Raw genomic sequence first — 15858 nt, 5'->3', positions numbered from 1 at the left:
AGAATGGGTGCTTTCGCAAGCCATCGGAATGCTCTATGGCGAAGGCATGAGCAAAACACCCGCATCCCCCAAGCGCCCCAATCGCCCCAAATCCGCGCCCAAGCCGCGCCCTGCTGCAAAGGCCGCGAAGGCGGATCACACGGCCAGCCCCGAGGGCGACCGCATTGCCAAGGTGCTGTCGCGCGCAGGCATTGCCTCGCGTCGCGAGGCCGAGCGGATGATCGCCGAGGGGCGCATCGCGGTGAATGGCAAGGTGATCGACAGCCCGGCGCTGAACGTCACGGGCAAGGATCGGATCCTGGTCGACGGCCAGCCCCTGCCCGAGGCAGAGGCCCCGCGCCTGTGGCTCTATTACAAACCGGCGGGTCTGGTGACCACCACCAGCGACGAACGGGGCCGCAAGACCATCTTTGACGAACTGCCCGAGGATCTGCCGCGGGTGATGACCGTGGGGCGGCTTGACCTCAACTCCGAAGGTCTGCTGCTGCTCACCAATGATGGCGGCATCAAGCGCAAGCTGGAACTGCCCGCCACCGGCTGGCTGCGCCGCTACCGGGTCCGCATCAACGGGCGCCCGCAGGACAGCGATTTCGAACCGCTGCGCAGAGGGCTGGTGATCGAGGGCGAGAAGTTCCAGCCGATGATCGTCAACCTGGACCGCCAGCAGGGTGCCAACGCCTGGCTGACCGTGGGTCTGCGCGAGGGCAAGAACCGGGAGATCCGCCGCGCGATGGAGGATATCGGGTTCTCGGTGAACCGCCTGCTTCGCCTGTCCTACGGTCCCTTCCAGCTTGGCAGTCTCAAGCCTGGCGAGGTGGAGGAGCTGCGCCCGCGCGTGATCCGCGACCAGCTGGGGTTGGAGCAGGACGACACCGCCGAGGCCCCCAAACGGCGCAAGCCCACCCGTGGCCCGCGCCCCGGCGGCAAGCCTGCCGCAAAGGCAGCCACCGCCCCTGGCAGCGCGGACAAGCCGCGCGGCAAGCGCGCCGCCCCCCAAAAGCCCGGCAAACACCCAATCGGCAAGAATCCCCGTCGCTGAGGACAATGGACCAGACTTCCCCCTAGTAAGCGGCCCCGTGATCTCTTAGATTTCAGGGATGTAACACTTGCCCAGGGAGAGCCCGCGTGCAGAAAGTCGCCTTTGCAGCCCTGATGATCCTGATGTTCGGGCTGACCACCGGATGGATTGTGGGAGGCTGACCCATGGCACAACGGTATGGCGGCAAATACAGCCCTGACGGCGCAGACGGGCAGCAGGCAAACGGCAGCTCAGGCGCGCAGGCGACGCAAGAGACGAACTCCTTTCGCGGGGCACGGGTCGATCCGGTGGGCGCACGCGCCAATACCATGTTCGTGCCCGGCGCCATCCTGCTGATCATGTCGGTCGATGATGGCGCCACCGGGCTGGCCCTGGGTGGCATTGCCGCCGCGCTCTGGACCGGGGGGGCTTTCCTGTTGCGCGAAGGCCTGCGTGCCGAGGCCGCCTATGCCGCGCGCAAGGTCGCCCGCAAACCCGCCCTGCCGCGGAAAATCCTGGCCTCCATCCTGACCGGCGCCGGGGCCGCGCTTGCGGCCTGGAAGGCCGAGCCGGGCCTGGTGATCGCCGCCACATATGGATTGGCTGCCACCGGGTTGCATCTGGCCGCCTTCGGGATCGACCCCTTGCAGGACAAGGGTGTTGAAGGCGTCGACGATTTCCAGCAAAGCCGCGTTGCCCGCGCCGTGGACGAGGCCGAAAGCTACCTTGGCGCCATGCGCGATGCGATCCTGCGCGCGCAGGACCGAAAGCTTGAGACCCGCGTAGAGCGGTTCCAGAGCGTCGCCCGCGACATGTTTCGCACCATCGAGGAAGATCCCCGCGACCTGAGTGGCGCACGCAAGTATCTGACCGTCTACCTGCAGGGCGCCCGCGATGCGACCATCAAATTCGCCGATATCTACGCCCGCAGCCAGGATGCCCATGCCCGCGATGATTATCTTGCCCTGCTGGACGATCTGGAACAGAATTTCGCGGCGCGCACCCAGAAGATGCTGCTCGAAGACCGCAGCGACCTGACCATCGAAATCGACGTGCTGCGCGACCGCTTGCAGCGCGAAGGGGTCCGTCTGGACCGCAATTGAGACCTTGACTTGAGGAACGACATTCATGTCCGAGACCATTCAGAAAAAAGCAATTGAGGCCGAAGCCCTGGTCTCGGAAGTCACCGCGGTCGAGCTGGCCGCGCCCCAGGCCGAGGTTCTGGCCCTGGATCAGGCCGACGCCCCCACCAGCGAGGCGATCCGCAGCCGCATGGGCGAGATCGACATGAGCGACAGCAATTCGATCATCGGCTTCGGCTCGGGCGCGCAGGCGGAATTGCAGACCATCAGCCAGGCCATGCTGGCGGATGTGCGCAACAAGGATGTGGGGCCTGCGGGCGACTCTTTGCGCAATATCGTCACCACCATTCGCGGCTTTTCCGTCTCGGAACTGGATGTGCGCCGAAAGCCCACCTTCTGGGAACGGCTTCTGGGGCGCGCCGCGCCCTTTGCCAAGTTCACCGCCCGCTACGAGACGATCCAGGCCCAGATCGACAAGATCACCGATGATCTTCTGGGGCATGAGCATACGCTTTTGAAGGACATCAAATCGCTCGATATGCTCTATGAGAAGACGCTCGATTTCTATGACGAGCTGGCGCTTTACATCGCCGCCGGAGAGGCCAAGCTGGCGGATCTCGACAGCAATGACATCCCCGCCCTGGAGGCCAATGTACAGGCCGCCGCCGAGGCGGATCAGGTGATCCGCGCACAGGAGCTGCGCGATCTGCGTGCCGCCCGCGACGATCTGGAACGCCGGGTGCACGATCTGAAACTGACGCGCCAGGTCACCATGCAGTCGCTGCCCTCGATCCGGCTGGTGCAGGAGAACGACAAATCGCTGGTCACCAAGATCAACTCGACCCTGGTCAACACCGTGCCGCTTTGGGAAACGCAGCTGGCCCAGGCCGTGACCATCCAGCGCTCGGCCGAGGCCGCCGCCGCCGTGCGCGATGCCAATGACCTGACCAATGAGCTGCTCACCTCGAATGCCGCCAACCTGCGCGAAAGCAACAAGATGATCCGCCAGGAGATGGAGCGCGGCGTCTTTGACATCGAGGCGGTGAAACAGGCCAATGCGGATCTGATCGGCACCATTCAGGAAAGCCTGCAGATCGCCGATGAAGGCAAGGCCAAGCGTGCCGCCGCCGAAGGCGAGTTGAAGAAGATGGAAGCCGAACTGCGCGACACCCTGGCCGCCGCCAAGGCGCGGCGCGATGGAATCGGCGACAACGCGGGCACTGCGGTTCCGTCCTGATCGGATGATCTGGACGAAGACGCATACCCGGGGCGCGCCCCGCATAGGTCGTGCCTGGCCCCGTGGCAGGCGCCTTGCAGCGGTTCTGAAACCCGTGATCCCGATGGCCCTGGGACTTGGCCTGGGGCTGGGCGTCCTAAGCGGGTGCATGCCTGCGGGACGGGGGGAGTCCCGGATGCCGCAACCCCGTCCGGCGGCCCTGTCCATTCCAGCCGCCCCCTCGGCGGCCAGTGCTGAGCTGCGGCAATACTACCGCGTGCTCCAGCGCGATCTTCTGACCCGCGGCTTGCTGCGCACCGACGGGGGCGGCCCCGACACCCCCTATGATGCCGAAGACCTGGCGGCGAATTTCGAAGCGATCTCGTTTTTTAACGAATACGCCGGACGCGGTGGCGGCGCCACCGGCGGGCTGTCGCGCTGGTCGGGACCGGTGCGCATCCAGGCCGAGTTCGGCCCATCGGTGCCCGAAAGCCAGCGCCGCCGCGACAGCGAGAAGGTCGCAGGCTATGCCGCGCGGCTGGGACGCATCACCGCGCATCCGATCATGGCCGTGCCCCGGCGCGGCAATTTCCACGTCATCTTTGCAGGTAAGGACGACAGCGCCTTCGTGGCAAAACGGCTGCGTGCAATCTTGCCCAATATCAGCCAAAGCGATTTCCAGCTCTTCGTGGATCCGCCGCGCACCCATTATTGTTTCGTTCTTGCGGGGGGCGCTCAAAGCAGCCCCTTTGACTATATTCGCGGCGTCGCGCTCATTCGCGCCGAACACCCGGATCTGGTGCGCGACAGCTGCATCCACGAGGAAATCGCCCAGGGCCTGGGCCTTTTGAATGACAGCCCCAAGGCGCGCCCCTCGATCTTCAACGACGACGACGAATTCGCCTTTCTCACCAGCCACGATGAAAAGCTGCTGCAGATGCTTTATGATCCACGGCTGGAAACCGGGATGAGCGCCGAAGAGGCCCGCCCGATCACCCGCATCATCGCCCGAGAACGGATGGGGCAGGAGCTATGACGCCTGTGCCCACCCGCCCCGCATATTGCCCTGCCCCGCATATCCCCAAGAAGAGGACCTGACAGATGGGTATTTTCGACTTTCTGACCGGAGAATTCATCGACGTCATCCACTGGGTGGATGATACCCGCGACACCATGGTCTGGCGTTTCGAACGCGAAGGCCACGAGATCAAATACGGCGCCAAGCTGACGGTGCGTGAAGGACAGGCGGCGGTCTTTGTCCACGAAGGACAGCTGGCGGATGTCTTCACCCCCGGTCTTTACATGCTTGAGACCAACAACATGCCGGTGATGACAACGCTGCAGCACTGGGACCACGGGTTCCAATCGCCCTTCAAGTCCGAGATCTATTTTGTCAGCACCACGCGTTTCAATGATCTGAAGTGGGGCACCAAGAACCCGATCATCTGCCGCGATCCTGAATTCGGCCCGGTGCGCCTGCGCGCCTTTGGCAGCTATTCGGTGCGGGTGGTCGATCCCGCGCGCTTCCTGACCGAGATCGTCGGCACCGATGGCGAATTCACCATGGATGAGATCAGCTTCCAGATCCGCAACATCATCGTGCAGGAGTTCAGCCGCGTGGTGGCGGGCTCGGGCATTCCGGTGCTGGACATGGCCGCCAATACCGCCGATCTGGGCAAGCTGGTCGCGGCCGAGATTTCGGCCACGGTGGCGGAATACGGTCTGTCGATCCCGGAACTCTATATCGAGAACATCTCCCTGCCGCCTGCGGTAGAACAGGCGATGGACCGGCGCACCCAGATGGGGATCGTCGGCGATCTGGGCCGCTACACGCAGTTTGCCGCCGCCGAGGCGATGGACGCCGCCGCCCGCACCCCCAACAGCGGCATGGGCGCAGGTTTGGGGATGGGAATGGGCATGGCGATGGCCCAGCAGATGGGCAACGCCATGACACAGGGCAGCTCGGGTGGCGGATCTGGCCCCTGGGGCGCCCGCCCCGCGCCCGCTGCCGGACAGCCACAGCCCCAACCCGCGCCGATGGCGCCGCCGCCCCCGCCGGTGGAACATGTCTGGCACATCGCCGAAAATGGCGCGACAATCGGCCCCTTCTCCAAGGCACGTTTGGGACGCATGGCCCAGGAGGGGCAGCTGAAACGGGATACCTACGTCTGGACCCCTGGTCAGGACGGCTGGCAACGGGCCGGGGATGTGGCGGAACTGGCGCAGCTCTTCACCATTCTGCCCCCGCCCCCGCCGCCACCGCCCGGCGCTTGACATGGATGCAGGGACCACTCTACCGGGCCTGCCCGCAACCGGAGCGGCGCTTGGGTTACAAGCCCATGCGCCAGGCCATCATGTGGGTGGTCAGTTCCTTGGTCTTGAGCTCAAAGGGCGTGCCGGGCTGCAGGTCCCGCTTGGCAGCGTCCAGGTCGCCACGCTCGATCTTCTGCGCGATGGCACCGGCAGCTTGGTGGAACTCGGCGTGCAGTTTCTTGGTGCGCTCGTAATTCGCATCGCCCGACAGGCCCGATCTGGTGCCAGGCGCATGGAGCCATTGGCCAAACTTGCACTTGTCATCTCGGCAAATGTCCCGCGAAGACGCCTCAAGCGGACCACCGGCAGAGGCCGTGCGCAATCGCAGCTTCCAGGTGCCATGCGCCTTGATCGCTTCGGAGATCTCTTTGCGGGTGGTTTCTGATGACATGGTAATACTCCTCATAAATCCTTTCCCGCTCTAACCTTTTCCGGGTTAAGCAGCTGCTAATCCGCGCCAGAAAAATCAGGCAAAAAGACAACATAGCGCATAAATATCAAAGTGATACGCCATATTCGCAATCGTGTTCAGTGACAGTCCGAGAGAGTCTCATGCCATCTTCCCCGCCTCCCCCGCCGACCAGTGACAGCCCGCCGCCCGCCGCCCCGCATGAAACCCACCGATTTCCCTGCGAACAGTGCGGCGCCGACTACCGGTTTGATCCCAAGACCGCCACGCTGACCTGCAGCCATTGCGGACATGTGGAGAAAATCGCGGGCGGTCCCTGGCGCGGCGGGGCCTTGCGCGAGCTGGACTTTCGCGCCGCCCTGGATCGTCAGCTGCCCGAAGCGGATATGGAGATCACCCGCGTCTCCAAATGCCCCAACTGCGCCGCCGAGGTGGAATTCGACCCCACCACCCATGCCCGCGAATGCCCCTTCTGTGCCACCCCGGTAGTGACGGACACCGGCGAGAGCCGTCACATCAAACCAAAGGGCGTGCTGCCCTTTGCCCTGGAGGAGCGCAGCGCTCACAAGGCAATGACCGACTGGCTCGGCCGCCTGTGGTTCGCGCCGAACGGGCTGCAGGACTACGCGCGCAAGGGCCGCAAGATGGAGGGGATCTATGTCCCCTTCTGGACCTATGACGCCGATACCCAGAGCGCCTATCGGGGGGAACGGGGCACGGTCTACTATGTGACGGAAACCGTCATGGTCGACGGCAAACCCCAGGCGAAACAGGTGGCCAAGGTGCGCTGGAGACCGGTCTCGGGCCGGGTCAAGCGGTTTTTCGACGATGTGCTGGTGCTGGCCTCCCGCAGCCTGCCCAAACGCTATACCGACGCTCTGGAGCCCTGGGACCTGTCAGCCCTGGAACCCTATCAGCCACAATATCTGGCGGGCTTCAGGGCCGAAGCCTATGCGGTCTCCCTTCAAGAGGGATTCGACGAGGCGCGCGCCCATATGGACCGGGTGATCGAACGGGATGTGCGCTTTGACATCGGCGGCGACCGCCAGCGCATTTCCCATATCGATACCGAGGTCTCGGACGTCACCTTCAAGCACATCCTGCTGCCGGTCTGGCTGGCGGCCTATAAATACCGGGGCAAGACCTATCGGTTCGTGGTCAACGGGCAATCGGGCCGCGTGCAGGGCGAACGACCCTATTCCGCGTGGAAAATCGCGGCCGCTGTTGCCGTCGCCCTGATCCTGGTCGGCGTGGCGATATACTTCGGTAATCAATAGGTCGCCCCCCAAGCCCCGCCGATAGAGGCTTGGGGCACACCCCGCCAAGGCTGATCAGCCCTTGGAGATTTCAATCTTCTTTGCGGTCTCGGGCTTTTCCAGGGCCTTCTTGGGCACGCTGATATGCAGCACGCCGTCCTCCATCCGGGCGCTGGCCGCAGCGCCATCGGCATCCTCGGGCAGACGGAAAGCGCGGCGGAAGGCGCCGTACTGGCGTTCGCTGAAATACCAGGTATCGCCCTTCTTCTCGGTTGCGGTCTTCTTCTCGCCGCTGATGGTCAGGACGCCGTTGTCCACGGTCAGTTCCACATCGTCATCGGTGACGCCGGGCAATTCCATCGTGATGTCATAGGCCGTGTCGCCAGCCGAGGCTTCGGTTGCCGGATTCAGCCAATCCGCAACCCGCGAACCAAGAGCGCGAAAGGGATCATAGAGCGAGGGCCAAAACCCCGACTGTTCGGTCTTTTCCACCATTGATCTTCCTCCTGATTGAGATGAGCGGATGGTAACGCAACCCTGCGCCGAGCAGTTTGATCCAACTCAAATCGGGACTTGCGGCCCCTGCCCCCCGTGGCCATTGTGGCGCCGCGCAATGCGGAGGAGACCCCAGAATGACGACACTGCCCGACCTTGAGGCCCTGGACGCCCTTTTGAAAGAACGGCACAGCTGCCGGGCCTTCCTCCAAACAGAGGTAGAGCGTGGGGTGATCGAAGGGATCCTGCGCGCGGCACAGAAGGTCCCCTCCTGGTGCAATGCCCAGCCCTGGAAGGTGACCGTGACCCGCGGCGAAGAGACCGACCGCTTGCGCCAGGCCCTGACTGAAGCCGCGATGGCTGGGGGACACGCCCCCGACCTGGCCTTTCCCGCTGGCTATTCGAATGAATACCAGGCCCGGCGGCGCGAATGTGGCTGGACACTATATGAGGCGGTCGGCGTCGCCAAGGGTGACCGGGCCGGATCTGCGCGGCAGATGATGGAGAATTTCAACCTGTTCGGGGCGCCTCATTGCGCGATCCTCTCCTCCCCGGCGGAGCTGGGACCCTATGGCGCGATGGATTGCGGCGGTTTTGTCTCGGCCTTCACGCTAGCGGCACAGGCGGCCGGAGTCGCCACCGTGGCACAGGCTGCTGTTGCCTCCTATGCGCCGATGCTGCACGAGATGCTGGAGATCCCCGAAGACCGGCTGATCCTCTGCGCCATCAGCTTTGGCTATGCCGACACGTCGCACCCCGCCAACGGCTTTCGCACCAGCCGCGCGCCGCTGGATGACTTTGCAACCTGGCGCGGCTGATATCCCCCCACGCAAAAGCGACGAAAGGCCCCCGATGCGAGCCCTCATTCAACGCGTTTCCGAAGCCTCGGTCACCGTCGACGACACGGTGATCGGAGCGATCGACAGCGGCCTTCTGGTCCTGGTCTGCGCCATGCAGGGCGACGGGGTGGCCGAGGCCGAGCGGATGGCCGCCAAGGTCTCGAAACTGCGCATTTTCCAGGATGAGGCGGGCAAGATGAACCGCGCGGTTGGCGACATCGGCGGCGCGGTTCTGGTGGTCAGCCAATTCACCCTGGCCGCCGACACGCGGCGCGGCAACCGTCCCGGTTTCTCTACCGCTGCCGATCCCGAGACCGGCACGCGGCTTTATCAGCATTTCTCCAGAGCCCTGACCGAGCTTGGCCTGCCGGTGGAAACCGGCAGGTTTGGAGCCGATATGAAAGTGCGCCTGCTGAACGATGGCCCGGTCACGATCTGGATGGACACCGCCGACTGGTGAGCGCAGATTCTGCGGCTGCTGCCGCCGGTTTCGGCGAGCGATTCTGCGCAATTTTCTGGCTCAGGCAGCTTGCGCCCCCTTATCCACATCGCTTGTCGCCTCGCGCAAAAACGGCACCAAAATGTCGTTTTTGATCACTTTCCCTCAGCCAACGGTTTTCTTTCACAAAAATGCGGCATATCACTGCCAAAAGGCGACCCGTTGTCCCCGGCCCTGCCTGCGCTGATGAAAGGGCGCACCGTAACGGCACGGGGAATAATGCTTGCGAGGTCGCTGCAAATGCGCAAATCTTGAATAACCAATCAAGAAATAAGCTGCGCGAAGCGGCACATTCAACTGGGAGATATCTATGAAAGATCAACTGCATTATCTGGCACGTCAGGCCGCCACCGGCATGATGAGCCGCCGTGAATTCATGGGCCGCGCCGCCGCATTGGGCCTCACCGCCGCCGCCGCAAATTCGCTGCTGTCCACCAAGGTGATGGCAGCGGGTCCGCAAAAAGGCGGCACCATCCGGGTCGGCCTGCAGGGCGGCAGCACCACCGACAGCCTGGATCCGGCGCTGGCGACCAACCAGGTGGCCCTGTCGGTGATCCGTCTCTGGGGTGAACCGCTGGTCGAACTGACCGACGATGGCGGCATCGAAGGCAAGGTGGCCGAAAGCTACTCCGCCTCGGCCGATGCGCGCGTCTGGACCTTCAAGGTGCGCCAGGGCATCACCTTCTCCAACGGCAAATCCGTCACCGCCGAAGACGTGGCGCAGTCGCTGGATCGCCATTCGGGCGAAGACACCAAGTCCGGCGCGCTGGGGATCATGCGCGGCATCAAGAACATCTCCACCGAGGGTGACAGCGTCATCATCGAGCTGGACACCCCCAACGCCGACCTGCCCTACCTGATGGCCGACTACCACCTGATCGTCCAGCCCGGTGGCGGCAAGGACGATCCTTCGGCGGCAATCGGCACCGGGCCTTACGTGCTGAAAGAAGCCGACATGGGCGTGCGCTTCGTGGCCGAGAAGAACCCCAACTACTGGGGTGACCTGGGCAATGCCGACACCATCGAATATGTGGTGATCAACGACAACACCGCCCGCGTGGCCGCACTGCAATCCGGTCAGGTGGACATGATCGACCGCGTGCCGCCGCGCACCGCGAAACTGGTCGGCCGCGCGCCGGGCATCAACGTGCATTCCACCAGCGGCCCCGGCCACTATGTGTTCATCATGCACTGCAACACCGCACCGTTTGACAACAACGACGTGCGGATGGCGCTGAAATACGGCATCAACCGTCAGGAAATGGTCGACAAGATCCTGAACGGCTTCGGCTCGGTCGGCAACGACACCCCGATCAACGCCTCCTACCCGCTCTATACCGAATTCGAACAGCGCGAATATGACCCGGACAAGGCCATGTTCCACCTGAAGAAATCGGGCCATGACGGCGAGATCCTGCTGCGCACCTCGGATAACTCCTTCCCCGGTGCACCGGATGCGGCAGCCCTGTTCCAGCAGTCCTGCGCGGGCGCGGGCATCAACCTCAACGTCAAGCGCGAGCCGAATGACGGTTACTGGTCCGAGGTCTGGAACAAGCAGCCCTTCTGCACCAGCTACTGGGGCGGCCGTCCGACCCAGGACCAGATGTTCACCACCGCGTACCTCTCGACCGCCGACTGGAACGACACCCGCTTCAACAACGAGCAGTTCGACCAGATGCTGCTGGCGGCGCGGGCCGAGCTGGACACCGGCAAGCGGACCCAGATGTATGCGGATATGTCGACCATCCTGCGCGATGAAGGCGGCTTGATCTGCCCGATGTTCAACGACTTCGTCGATGCCACCTCGGACCGGATCACGGGCTGGCTCGAGAACGTCAACGGCTTTGCCCTGATGAACGGCTACGCCCCGCACAGACTGTGGGTGAAGGCATAAGATGCCCCTCATTGCAAAACTGTTGGTCCAGCGCATCGCGCTGGGCCTTCTTCTCTTGTTCCTGGTCTCGGGGCTGATCTTTGCCGGCACCATGATCCTGCCCGGTGATGTGGCGCAGTCGATCCTGGGACAGTCGGCCACGCCCGAGGCGCTGGCCAACCTGCGCGCCGAACTTGGCCTGAACGAGCCGGCCATGCAGCGATATTTCAACTGGCTCGGCGGCATTCTGACCGGCGATCTGGGCACCGCCCTGACCAGTGGCACCGATATTGCCGAAAGCATCGGCAAACGCCTGTCCAACACGCTTTTCCTCGCCTTCTGGGCCGCCATTATCGCGGTGCCGCTGGCGATCTTCCTTGGCCTTCTTGCGGTACGCTTCAAGGACCGCTGGCCGGACAAGATGATCTCGGCTGTCACCCTGGCCTCGATCTCGATCCCGGAATTCCTGATCGGCTATGTGCTGATGTACCTGATCGCGGTGAAGCTGCGCTGGTTTCCCTCGGTCGCGATGATCAACGACGGCATGTCGCTGGGGGACAAGCTGAGCGCCATCGCGCTGCCCGTGGCGGTGCTGACCCTGGTGGTGCTGGCTCATATGATGCGCATGACCCGCGCCGCGATCCTCAACGTGATGCAATCGGCCTATATCGAGACGGCAGAGCTGAAAGGCCTGAACGGCTTTCAGGTGATCTTCCGCCATGCCTTCCCCAATGCCATCGCCCCCATCGTCAACGTAGTGATGCTGAACCTTGCCTATCTGGTGGTCGGCGTCGTGGTGATCGAGGTGGTCTTTGTCTATCCCGGCATGGGGCAGTATCTGGTGGATCATGTCTCCAAACGGGATGTGCCCGTGGTGCAGGCCTGCGGTCTGATCTTCGCCGCTGTCTATATCGGGCTCAACATGGTGGCCGATATCGTCGCGATCCTGTCCAACCCGCGTCTGAGGCATCCGAAATGAAGAATATCCCCATTTCCGCCCTCATCGGGCTGTTCTTTACGGCGCTCTATTTCCTGATGGCGATCTTTGCGCCGCTCATCGCCCCCTATGGCATGGCCGAGGTGGTCGGCGATGTCTGGGAGCCCTCCCGCATCGAGATCATGCTGGGCATTGCCCCCGATGGCTTTACCGAGTCCCAATATTGGCTGGGTACCGACAACATCGGCCGTGATCTGCTCAGCCGGATGATCTACGGCGGGCGCACCACCATCTTCATCGCCACCATGGCGACGGTGGTCTCCTTCACCCTTGGATCGGTGCTGGGCTTTTTTGCCGCTGTCACCGGAGGCTGGGTGGATCAGTCCCTGTCTCGTTTTGTCGATCTGGTGATGTCGATCCCGACGCTGATCTTCGCCCTGGTGGTGCTGTCGGTCACGCCGGTGACCGTACCGATGCTGATCATCGTCATGGGGCTGCTCGACTCCACCCGCGTCTATCGCCTGGCCCGCGCCGTTGCCGTGGATATCGAGGTGATGGACTACGTCGAAGCCGCCCGTCTGCGCGGGGAAGGCACCTCCTGGATCATCTTCCGGGAAATCCTGCCCAATGCCCTGTCGCCGCTGGTGGCCGAGATGGGCCTGCGCTTCATCTTCATGGTTCTCTTTGTCTCCACCCTGTCGTTCCTTGGCCTTGGCGTACAACCGCCCGAGGCCGACTGGGGCGGTATCGTGAAGGAAAACAAGGACGGTATCGTCTACGGCATTCCCGCCGCGCTGGTACCGGCCTTCGCCATCGCCACACTTGCGATTTCCGTGAACCTTGTGGCCGACTGGGTGTTGAACCGAACCACTTCGCTGAAAGGAGGCCGCGGATGAGCGATCCCCTCGTAAATGTCCGCGACCTCAAGATCGGCGCGACGGTCTACCCGCCGGGCGAACGCCCCCACGACATTGAAATCGTGCACGGGGTCAGTTTCGATCTGCAAAAGGGCAAGGTGCTGGGCCTGATCGGTGAATCCGGTGCGGGCAAGTCCACTATTGGTCTTGCCTCAATGGCCTATGGCCGGGGCGGTGTGAAGATCACCGGCGGCGAGGTCTGGATCAACGGGCGTGATATCCTGCAGACCTCGGTCCGGGATGTGCGCGCCCTGCGTGGCGGTGAGGTCACTTACGTGTCACAATCCGCGGCGGCCTCCTTCAACCCGGCCAAGAAGATCATGGAGCAGGTGATCGAGGCCGCGGTCGAGCATGGCAAGTTCTCGAAGAAGGACGCCGAGGCGCGGGCGCGGGTGCTGTTTGCCAAACTCGGCCTGCCCGATCCGGACAATATTGGCGACCGCTACCCGCATCAGGTGTCGGGCGGGCAGTTGCAGCGCTGCATGACCGCGCTTGCGCTGTGCCCCGAGCCGGATCTGGTGGTCTTTGACGAACCCACGACGGCGCTGGATGTAACCACGCAGATCGATGTGCTGAAGGCGATCAAGGAAGCCATCCGCGACACCGGTGTGGCGGCGCTTTATATCACCCACGATCTGGCCGTCGTGGCCCAGGTCAGCGATGACATCATGGTTCTGCGCCACGGCGACATGGTGGAATACGGCGATGTGGACCAGATCATCAATGCGCCGCGCGAAGACTACACCAAGGCGCTGGTCTCGGTCCGCTCCATCGAACATGAGGAGAAAGCCCCTGCAGGCGATCCCGTCCTCAGCATCCGCAATGTGACCGCGCGCTACAAGGGCACCAAGTTCGACGTGCTGCACAATGTGAACGCCGATCTCTACCCCGGTCAGACCCTGGCGGTGGTGGGGGAGTCGGGTTCCGGCAAGTCCACCCTCGCCCGCGTGATCACCGGCCTTCTGCCGCCACGCGAGGGGGAGATCGAATTCGCGGGCCGCGTGCTCTCGCCCGATCTGGCCAGCCGCACGCGGGACGACTTGCGCGAATTGCAGATGATCTACCAGATGGCCGATGTGGCGATGAACCCGCGCCAGACAGTTGGCACCATCATCGGCCGTCCGCTCGAGTTCTACTTCGACATGAAGGGCGCCGAGAAACGCAAGCGCATCATCGAGCTGCTGGACGAGATCGAATTGGGCGAGGAGTTCATCGATCGTTATCCGGCAGAACTGTCGGGTGGCCAGAAACAACGCGTCTGCATTGCCCGCGCGCTGGCGGCAAAGCCGAAGATGATCATCTGCGACGAGGTGACATCGGCGCTGGATCCGCTGGTGGCCGATGGCATTCTGAAGCTGCTGCTGAACCTCCAGAAGATCGAGAACGTCGCCTATCTGTTCATCACCCACGATCTGGCCACGGTGCGGGCCATCTCTGACAATATCGCGGTGATGTACCAGGGCCGCGTGCAGCGCTATGGCAGCAAGTCAGAGGTGCTGTCGCCGCCCTTTGACGATTACACCGATCTGCTGCTGGGGTCGGTTCCCGAAATGCGTCTGGGCTGGCTGGAAGAGGTCATCGCCAATCGCAAGATGGAAAGCGCCGGCAACTGAGCCTGTCACCGATCCCCGCCATAGATTGACCCGGGCCCGCAGATTTTGCGGGCCCTGCGTCGTTTTGCACCTTTATATTCCATTTTTGGCATGTAATAAATATTCTGTATTTGGAATATAAGGAGGGTGTTATGTCCCGTTCCTCTACCGCCTCACAGAATTACTCACCGACCTATTTCCTTGCCGCGCTTGGCGCGGGTGGACTTGCGGTCAGCTTTTTCATGTACCTGATGTTCTGGGTGCCGCACCCCGATCAGGCCGTCCCGGTGTTTGAAGACATCCTGAAGGCCTTTCTGACCGGATCGGTGTCGATGAAGGCCGCGATCCTGGTGGCCTGGATCGGCATTGCCGTCTTCGCATACCTCAACATCAAATCGCTGATCTGGAACTTCACCGCGCTGGCGGCCTTCCGCAAGACCGATGCCTATGCGCAACTGCGCCAGACCAATGCCGAAAGCACCCTGCTGGCCGCCCCGCTGGCAACAGCAATGACCGTCAACGTAGGTTTCATCCTCGGGCTGGTTTTCGTGCCGGGCCTCTGGAGCATCGTCGAGTTTCTCTTTCCTGCCGCCATGGTGGCCTTTGTGCTGATCGGCATCTGGGCCTTCCGCCTGATCGGGGCCTTCCTGGGCCGCGTGCTGACCGAGGGCGGCGCCTTTGACATGACCGCGCATAACTCCTTTGCCCAGCTCCTGCCCGCCTTTGCCCTGTCGATGGTCGGCGTGGGCCTTGCCGCCCCTGCCGCGATGAGCGCGGCCACCACGGTGGTGGGCACCGCGCTGGTGCTGTCGACCTTCTTTGGCATCGCGGCCCTGGTCTATGCGATCTATGCCTCGGTGACGGCGTTCTCCTCGATGCTGATGCATGGCACCCACCGGGAATCCGGCCCCACCCTGATGATCATCGTGCCGCTGCTGACAGTGCTCGGCATCCTGTTCCTGCGCCAGGACCACGGGCTGCACACCAGCTTTGACGTCCATGGCAACCCGGCCGAGACGCTGACCTTCCTGGCGCAACTGCTGACCATTCAGGTCCTGTTCCTGATGCTGGGCTTCCTGGTTCTCCTGAAGCAGCGCTATTTCGACGACTTTGTGCTGGGCAGCAAAACCTCTCCCGGTTCCTATGCCCTGGTCTGCCCCGGCGTGGCCCTGACCGTGATGATGCATTTCTTCATCAACAAGGGGCTGGTGGGCAGCGGTATCATCGCCAAGTTCGACCTTGCCTACTGGATCGTCTGCCTTCTGCCGCTGGCGGTTCAGGCCATCACGGTCCTGCTGGTCCTGCGCCTGAACCGGCAACATTTCGGCGCCGCAAAGGATGCGCCCAGCCCGATGCCCGCAGAATAATCAACCTGACCACTCGCGGAGGAAGCGGGCGGGGTCTTCCCGCCC

At 63.0% G+C, this 15858-nt stretch carries 15 protein-coding genes; 13 read left to right on the top strand and 2 right to left on the bottom strand.

The features are described from left to right. Positions 1–46: 46 nt before the first annotated feature. From PXK07_RS02160 to PXK07_RS02140, 5 genes are all read left to right on the top strand, one after another. Positions 47–1039, top strand: a complete 993-nt coding sequence (locus tag PXK07_RS02160; protein ID WP_446728346.1) for a pseudouridine synthase — start codon at positions 47–49, stop codon at positions 1037–1039. Between the two features lie 164 nt (positions 1040–1203). Next, complete coding sequence (locus PXK07_RS02155; protein ID WP_274846545.1) at positions 1204–2121, top strand: 5-bromo-4-chloroindolyl phosphate hydrolysis family protein; 918 nt, start codon at positions 1204–1206, stop codon at positions 2119–2121. A 25-nt stretch (positions 2122–2146) separates the two neighbouring features. Further along, the gene (locus tag PXK07_RS02150; RefSeq protein ID WP_274846544.1) at positions 2147–3337 is read left to right on the top strand and encodes a toxic anion resistance protein; all 1191 of its coding nucleotides are present in this window, start codon (positions 2147–2149) and stop codon (positions 3335–3337) included. Between the two features lie 175 nt (positions 3338–3512). Continuing rightward, positions 3513–4352 carry a DUF2927 domain-containing protein gene (locus PXK07_RS02145; protein WP_274846543.1) on the top strand — a complete coding sequence of 280 codons (840 nt, stop codon included), beginning with the start codon at positions 3513–3515 and terminating at the stop codon, positions 4350–4352. Positions 4353–4417: 65 nt separating this feature from the next. Continuing rightward, positions 4418–5590 (top strand): SPFH domain-containing protein, encoded by a 1173-nt coding sequence (locus PXK07_RS02140; RefSeq protein WP_274846542.1) that lies wholly within the window; start codon positions 4418–4420, stop codon positions 5588–5590. Positions 5591–5645: 55 nt separating this feature from the next. On the opposite strand, the gene PXK07_RS02135 is transcribed toward PXK07_RS02140, so the two are convergent. After that, positions 5646–6020 (bottom strand): CZB domain-containing protein, encoded by a 375-nt coding sequence (locus PXK07_RS02135; RefSeq protein WP_274846541.1) that lies wholly within the window; start codon positions 6018–6020, stop codon positions 5646–5648. 161 nt (positions 6021–6181) lie between these two features. On the opposite strand from PXK07_RS02135, the gene PXK07_RS02130 reads away from it, so the two are divergent. After that, on the top strand, positions 6182–7315 hold the full coding sequence (locus PXK07_RS02130; protein WP_274846540.1) for a primosomal protein N' (replication factor Y) - superfamily II helicase: 1134 nt from the start codon (positions 6182–6184) through the stop codon (positions 7313–7315). Positions 7316–7369: 54 nt separating this feature from the next. Here PXK07_RS02130 and PXK07_RS02125 read toward each other — a convergent pair whose 3' ends face one another. Further along, positions 7370–7789 (bottom strand): Hsp20/alpha crystallin family protein, encoded by a 420-nt coding sequence (locus PXK07_RS02125; protein ID WP_274846539.1) that lies wholly within the window; start codon positions 7787–7789, stop codon positions 7370–7372. A gap of 137 nt (positions 7790–7926) precedes the next feature. On the opposite strand from PXK07_RS02125, the gene PXK07_RS02120 reads away from it, so the two are divergent. The 7 genes from PXK07_RS02120 to PXK07_RS02090 all read left to right on the top strand — a co-directional run bounded on the left by PXK07_RS02120 (position 7927) and on the right by PXK07_RS02090 (position 15813). After that, entirely contained in the window at positions 7927–8607 is a 681-nt protein-coding gene (locus PXK07_RS02120) for a nitroreductase (protein ID WP_274846538.1), read from the top strand. A gap of 34 nt (positions 8608–8641) precedes the next feature. Then, complete coding sequence (gene dtd, locus PXK07_RS02115) at positions 8642–9088, top strand: D-aminoacyl-tRNA deacylase (RefSeq protein WP_274846537.1); 447 nt, start codon at positions 8642–8644, stop codon at positions 9086–9088. Between the two features lie 349 nt (positions 9089–9437). Beyond that, positions 9438–11021 (top strand): ABC transporter substrate-binding protein, encoded by a 1584-nt coding sequence (locus PXK07_RS02110; RefSeq protein WP_274846536.1) that lies wholly within the window; start codon positions 9438–9440, stop codon positions 11019–11021. Between the two features lies 1 nt (position 11022). After that, a complete protein-coding gene (locus PXK07_RS02105; protein WP_274846535.1) occupies positions 11023–11979 on the top strand; it encodes an ABC transporter permease in 957 nt (318 codons plus the stop codon). Beyond that, positions 11976–12833, top strand: a complete 858-nt coding sequence (locus tag PXK07_RS02100) for an ABC transporter permease (RefSeq protein WP_274846534.1) — start codon at positions 11976–11978, stop codon at positions 12831–12833. The genes PXK07_RS02105 and PXK07_RS02100 overlap by 4 nt, the downstream gene beginning before the upstream one ends. Continuing rightward, on the top strand, positions 12830–14467 hold the full coding sequence (locus tag PXK07_RS02095; protein ID WP_274846533.1) for an ABC transporter ATP-binding protein: 1638 nt from the start codon (positions 12830–12832) through the stop codon (positions 14465–14467). Before PXK07_RS02100 ends, PXK07_RS02095 begins: the two co-directional genes overlap by 4 nt. Positions 14468–14598: 131 nt before the next feature. Next, positions 14599–15813: a TsoY family (seleno)protein gene (locus PXK07_RS02090; protein WP_274846532.1), complete on the top strand. Its 1215-nt coding sequence runs from the start codon at positions 14599–14601 to the stop codon at positions 15811–15813. Positions 15814–15858 lie beyond the last annotated feature (45 nt).

It is taken from the genome of Phaeobacter sp. QD34_24, assembly GCF_028890115.1.
Lineage (GTDB): Bacteria > Pseudomonadota > Alphaproteobacteria > Rhodobacterales > Rhodobacteraceae > Phycobacter.
This window is presented reverse-complemented; position numbering and strand designations above follow the sequence as displayed.

Coding starts and splice junctions, on each gene's coding strand:
- PXK07_RS02145 (WP_274846543.1), top strand. CDS start 3,513: ATGCCGCAACCCCGTCCGGCGGCCCTGTCCATTCCAGCCGCCCCCTCG.
- PXK07_RS02130 (WP_274846540.1), top strand. CDS start 6,182: ATGCCATCTTCCCCGCCTCCCCCGCCGACCAGTGACAGCCCGCCGCCC.
- PXK07_RS02140 (WP_274846542.1), top strand. CDS start 4,418: ATGGGTATTTTCGACTTTCTGACCGGAGAATTCATCGACGTCATCCAC.
- PXK07_RS02160 (WP_446728346.1), top strand. CDS start 47: ATGAGCAAAACACCCGCATCCCCCAAGCGCCCCAATCGCCCCAAATCC.
- PXK07_RS02100 (WP_274846534.1), top strand. CDS start 11,976: ATGAAGAATATCCCCATTTCCGCCCTCATCGGGCTGTTCTTTACGGCG.
- PXK07_RS02090 (WP_274846532.1), top strand. CDS start 14,599: ATGTCCCGTTCCTCTACCGCCTCACAGAATTACTCACCGACCTATTTC.
- PXK07_RS02135 (WP_274846541.1), bottom strand. CDS start 6,020: ATGTCATCAGAAACCACCCGCAAAGAGATCTCCGAAGCGATCAAGGCG.
- PXK07_RS02095 (WP_274846533.1), top strand. CDS start 12,830: ATGAGCGATCCCCTCGTAAATGTCCGCGACCTCAAGATCGGCGCGACG.
- PXK07_RS02150 (WP_274846544.1), top strand. CDS start 2,147: ATGTCCGAGACCATTCAGAAAAAAGCAATTGAGGCCGAAGCCCTGGTC.
- PXK07_RS02110 (WP_274846536.1), top strand. CDS start 9,438: ATGAAAGATCAACTGCATTATCTGGCACGTCAGGCCGCCACCGGCATG.
- PXK07_RS02125 (WP_274846539.1), bottom strand. CDS start 7,789: ATGGTGGAAAAGACCGAACAGTCGGGGTTTTGGCCCTCGCTCTATGAT.
- PXK07_RS02155 (WP_274846545.1), top strand. CDS start 1,204: ATGGCACAACGGTATGGCGGCAAATACAGCCCTGACGGCGCAGACGGG.
- dtd (WP_274846537.1), top strand. CDS start 8,642: ATGCGAGCCCTCATTCAACGCGTTTCCGAAGCCTCGGTCACCGTCGAC.
- PXK07_RS02120 (WP_274846538.1), top strand. CDS start 7,927: ATGACGACACTGCCCGACCTTGAGGCCCTGGACGCCCTTTTGAAAGAA.
- PXK07_RS02105 (WP_274846535.1), top strand. CDS start 11,023: ATGCCCCTCATTGCAAAACTGTTGGTCCAGCGCATCGCGCTGGGCCTT.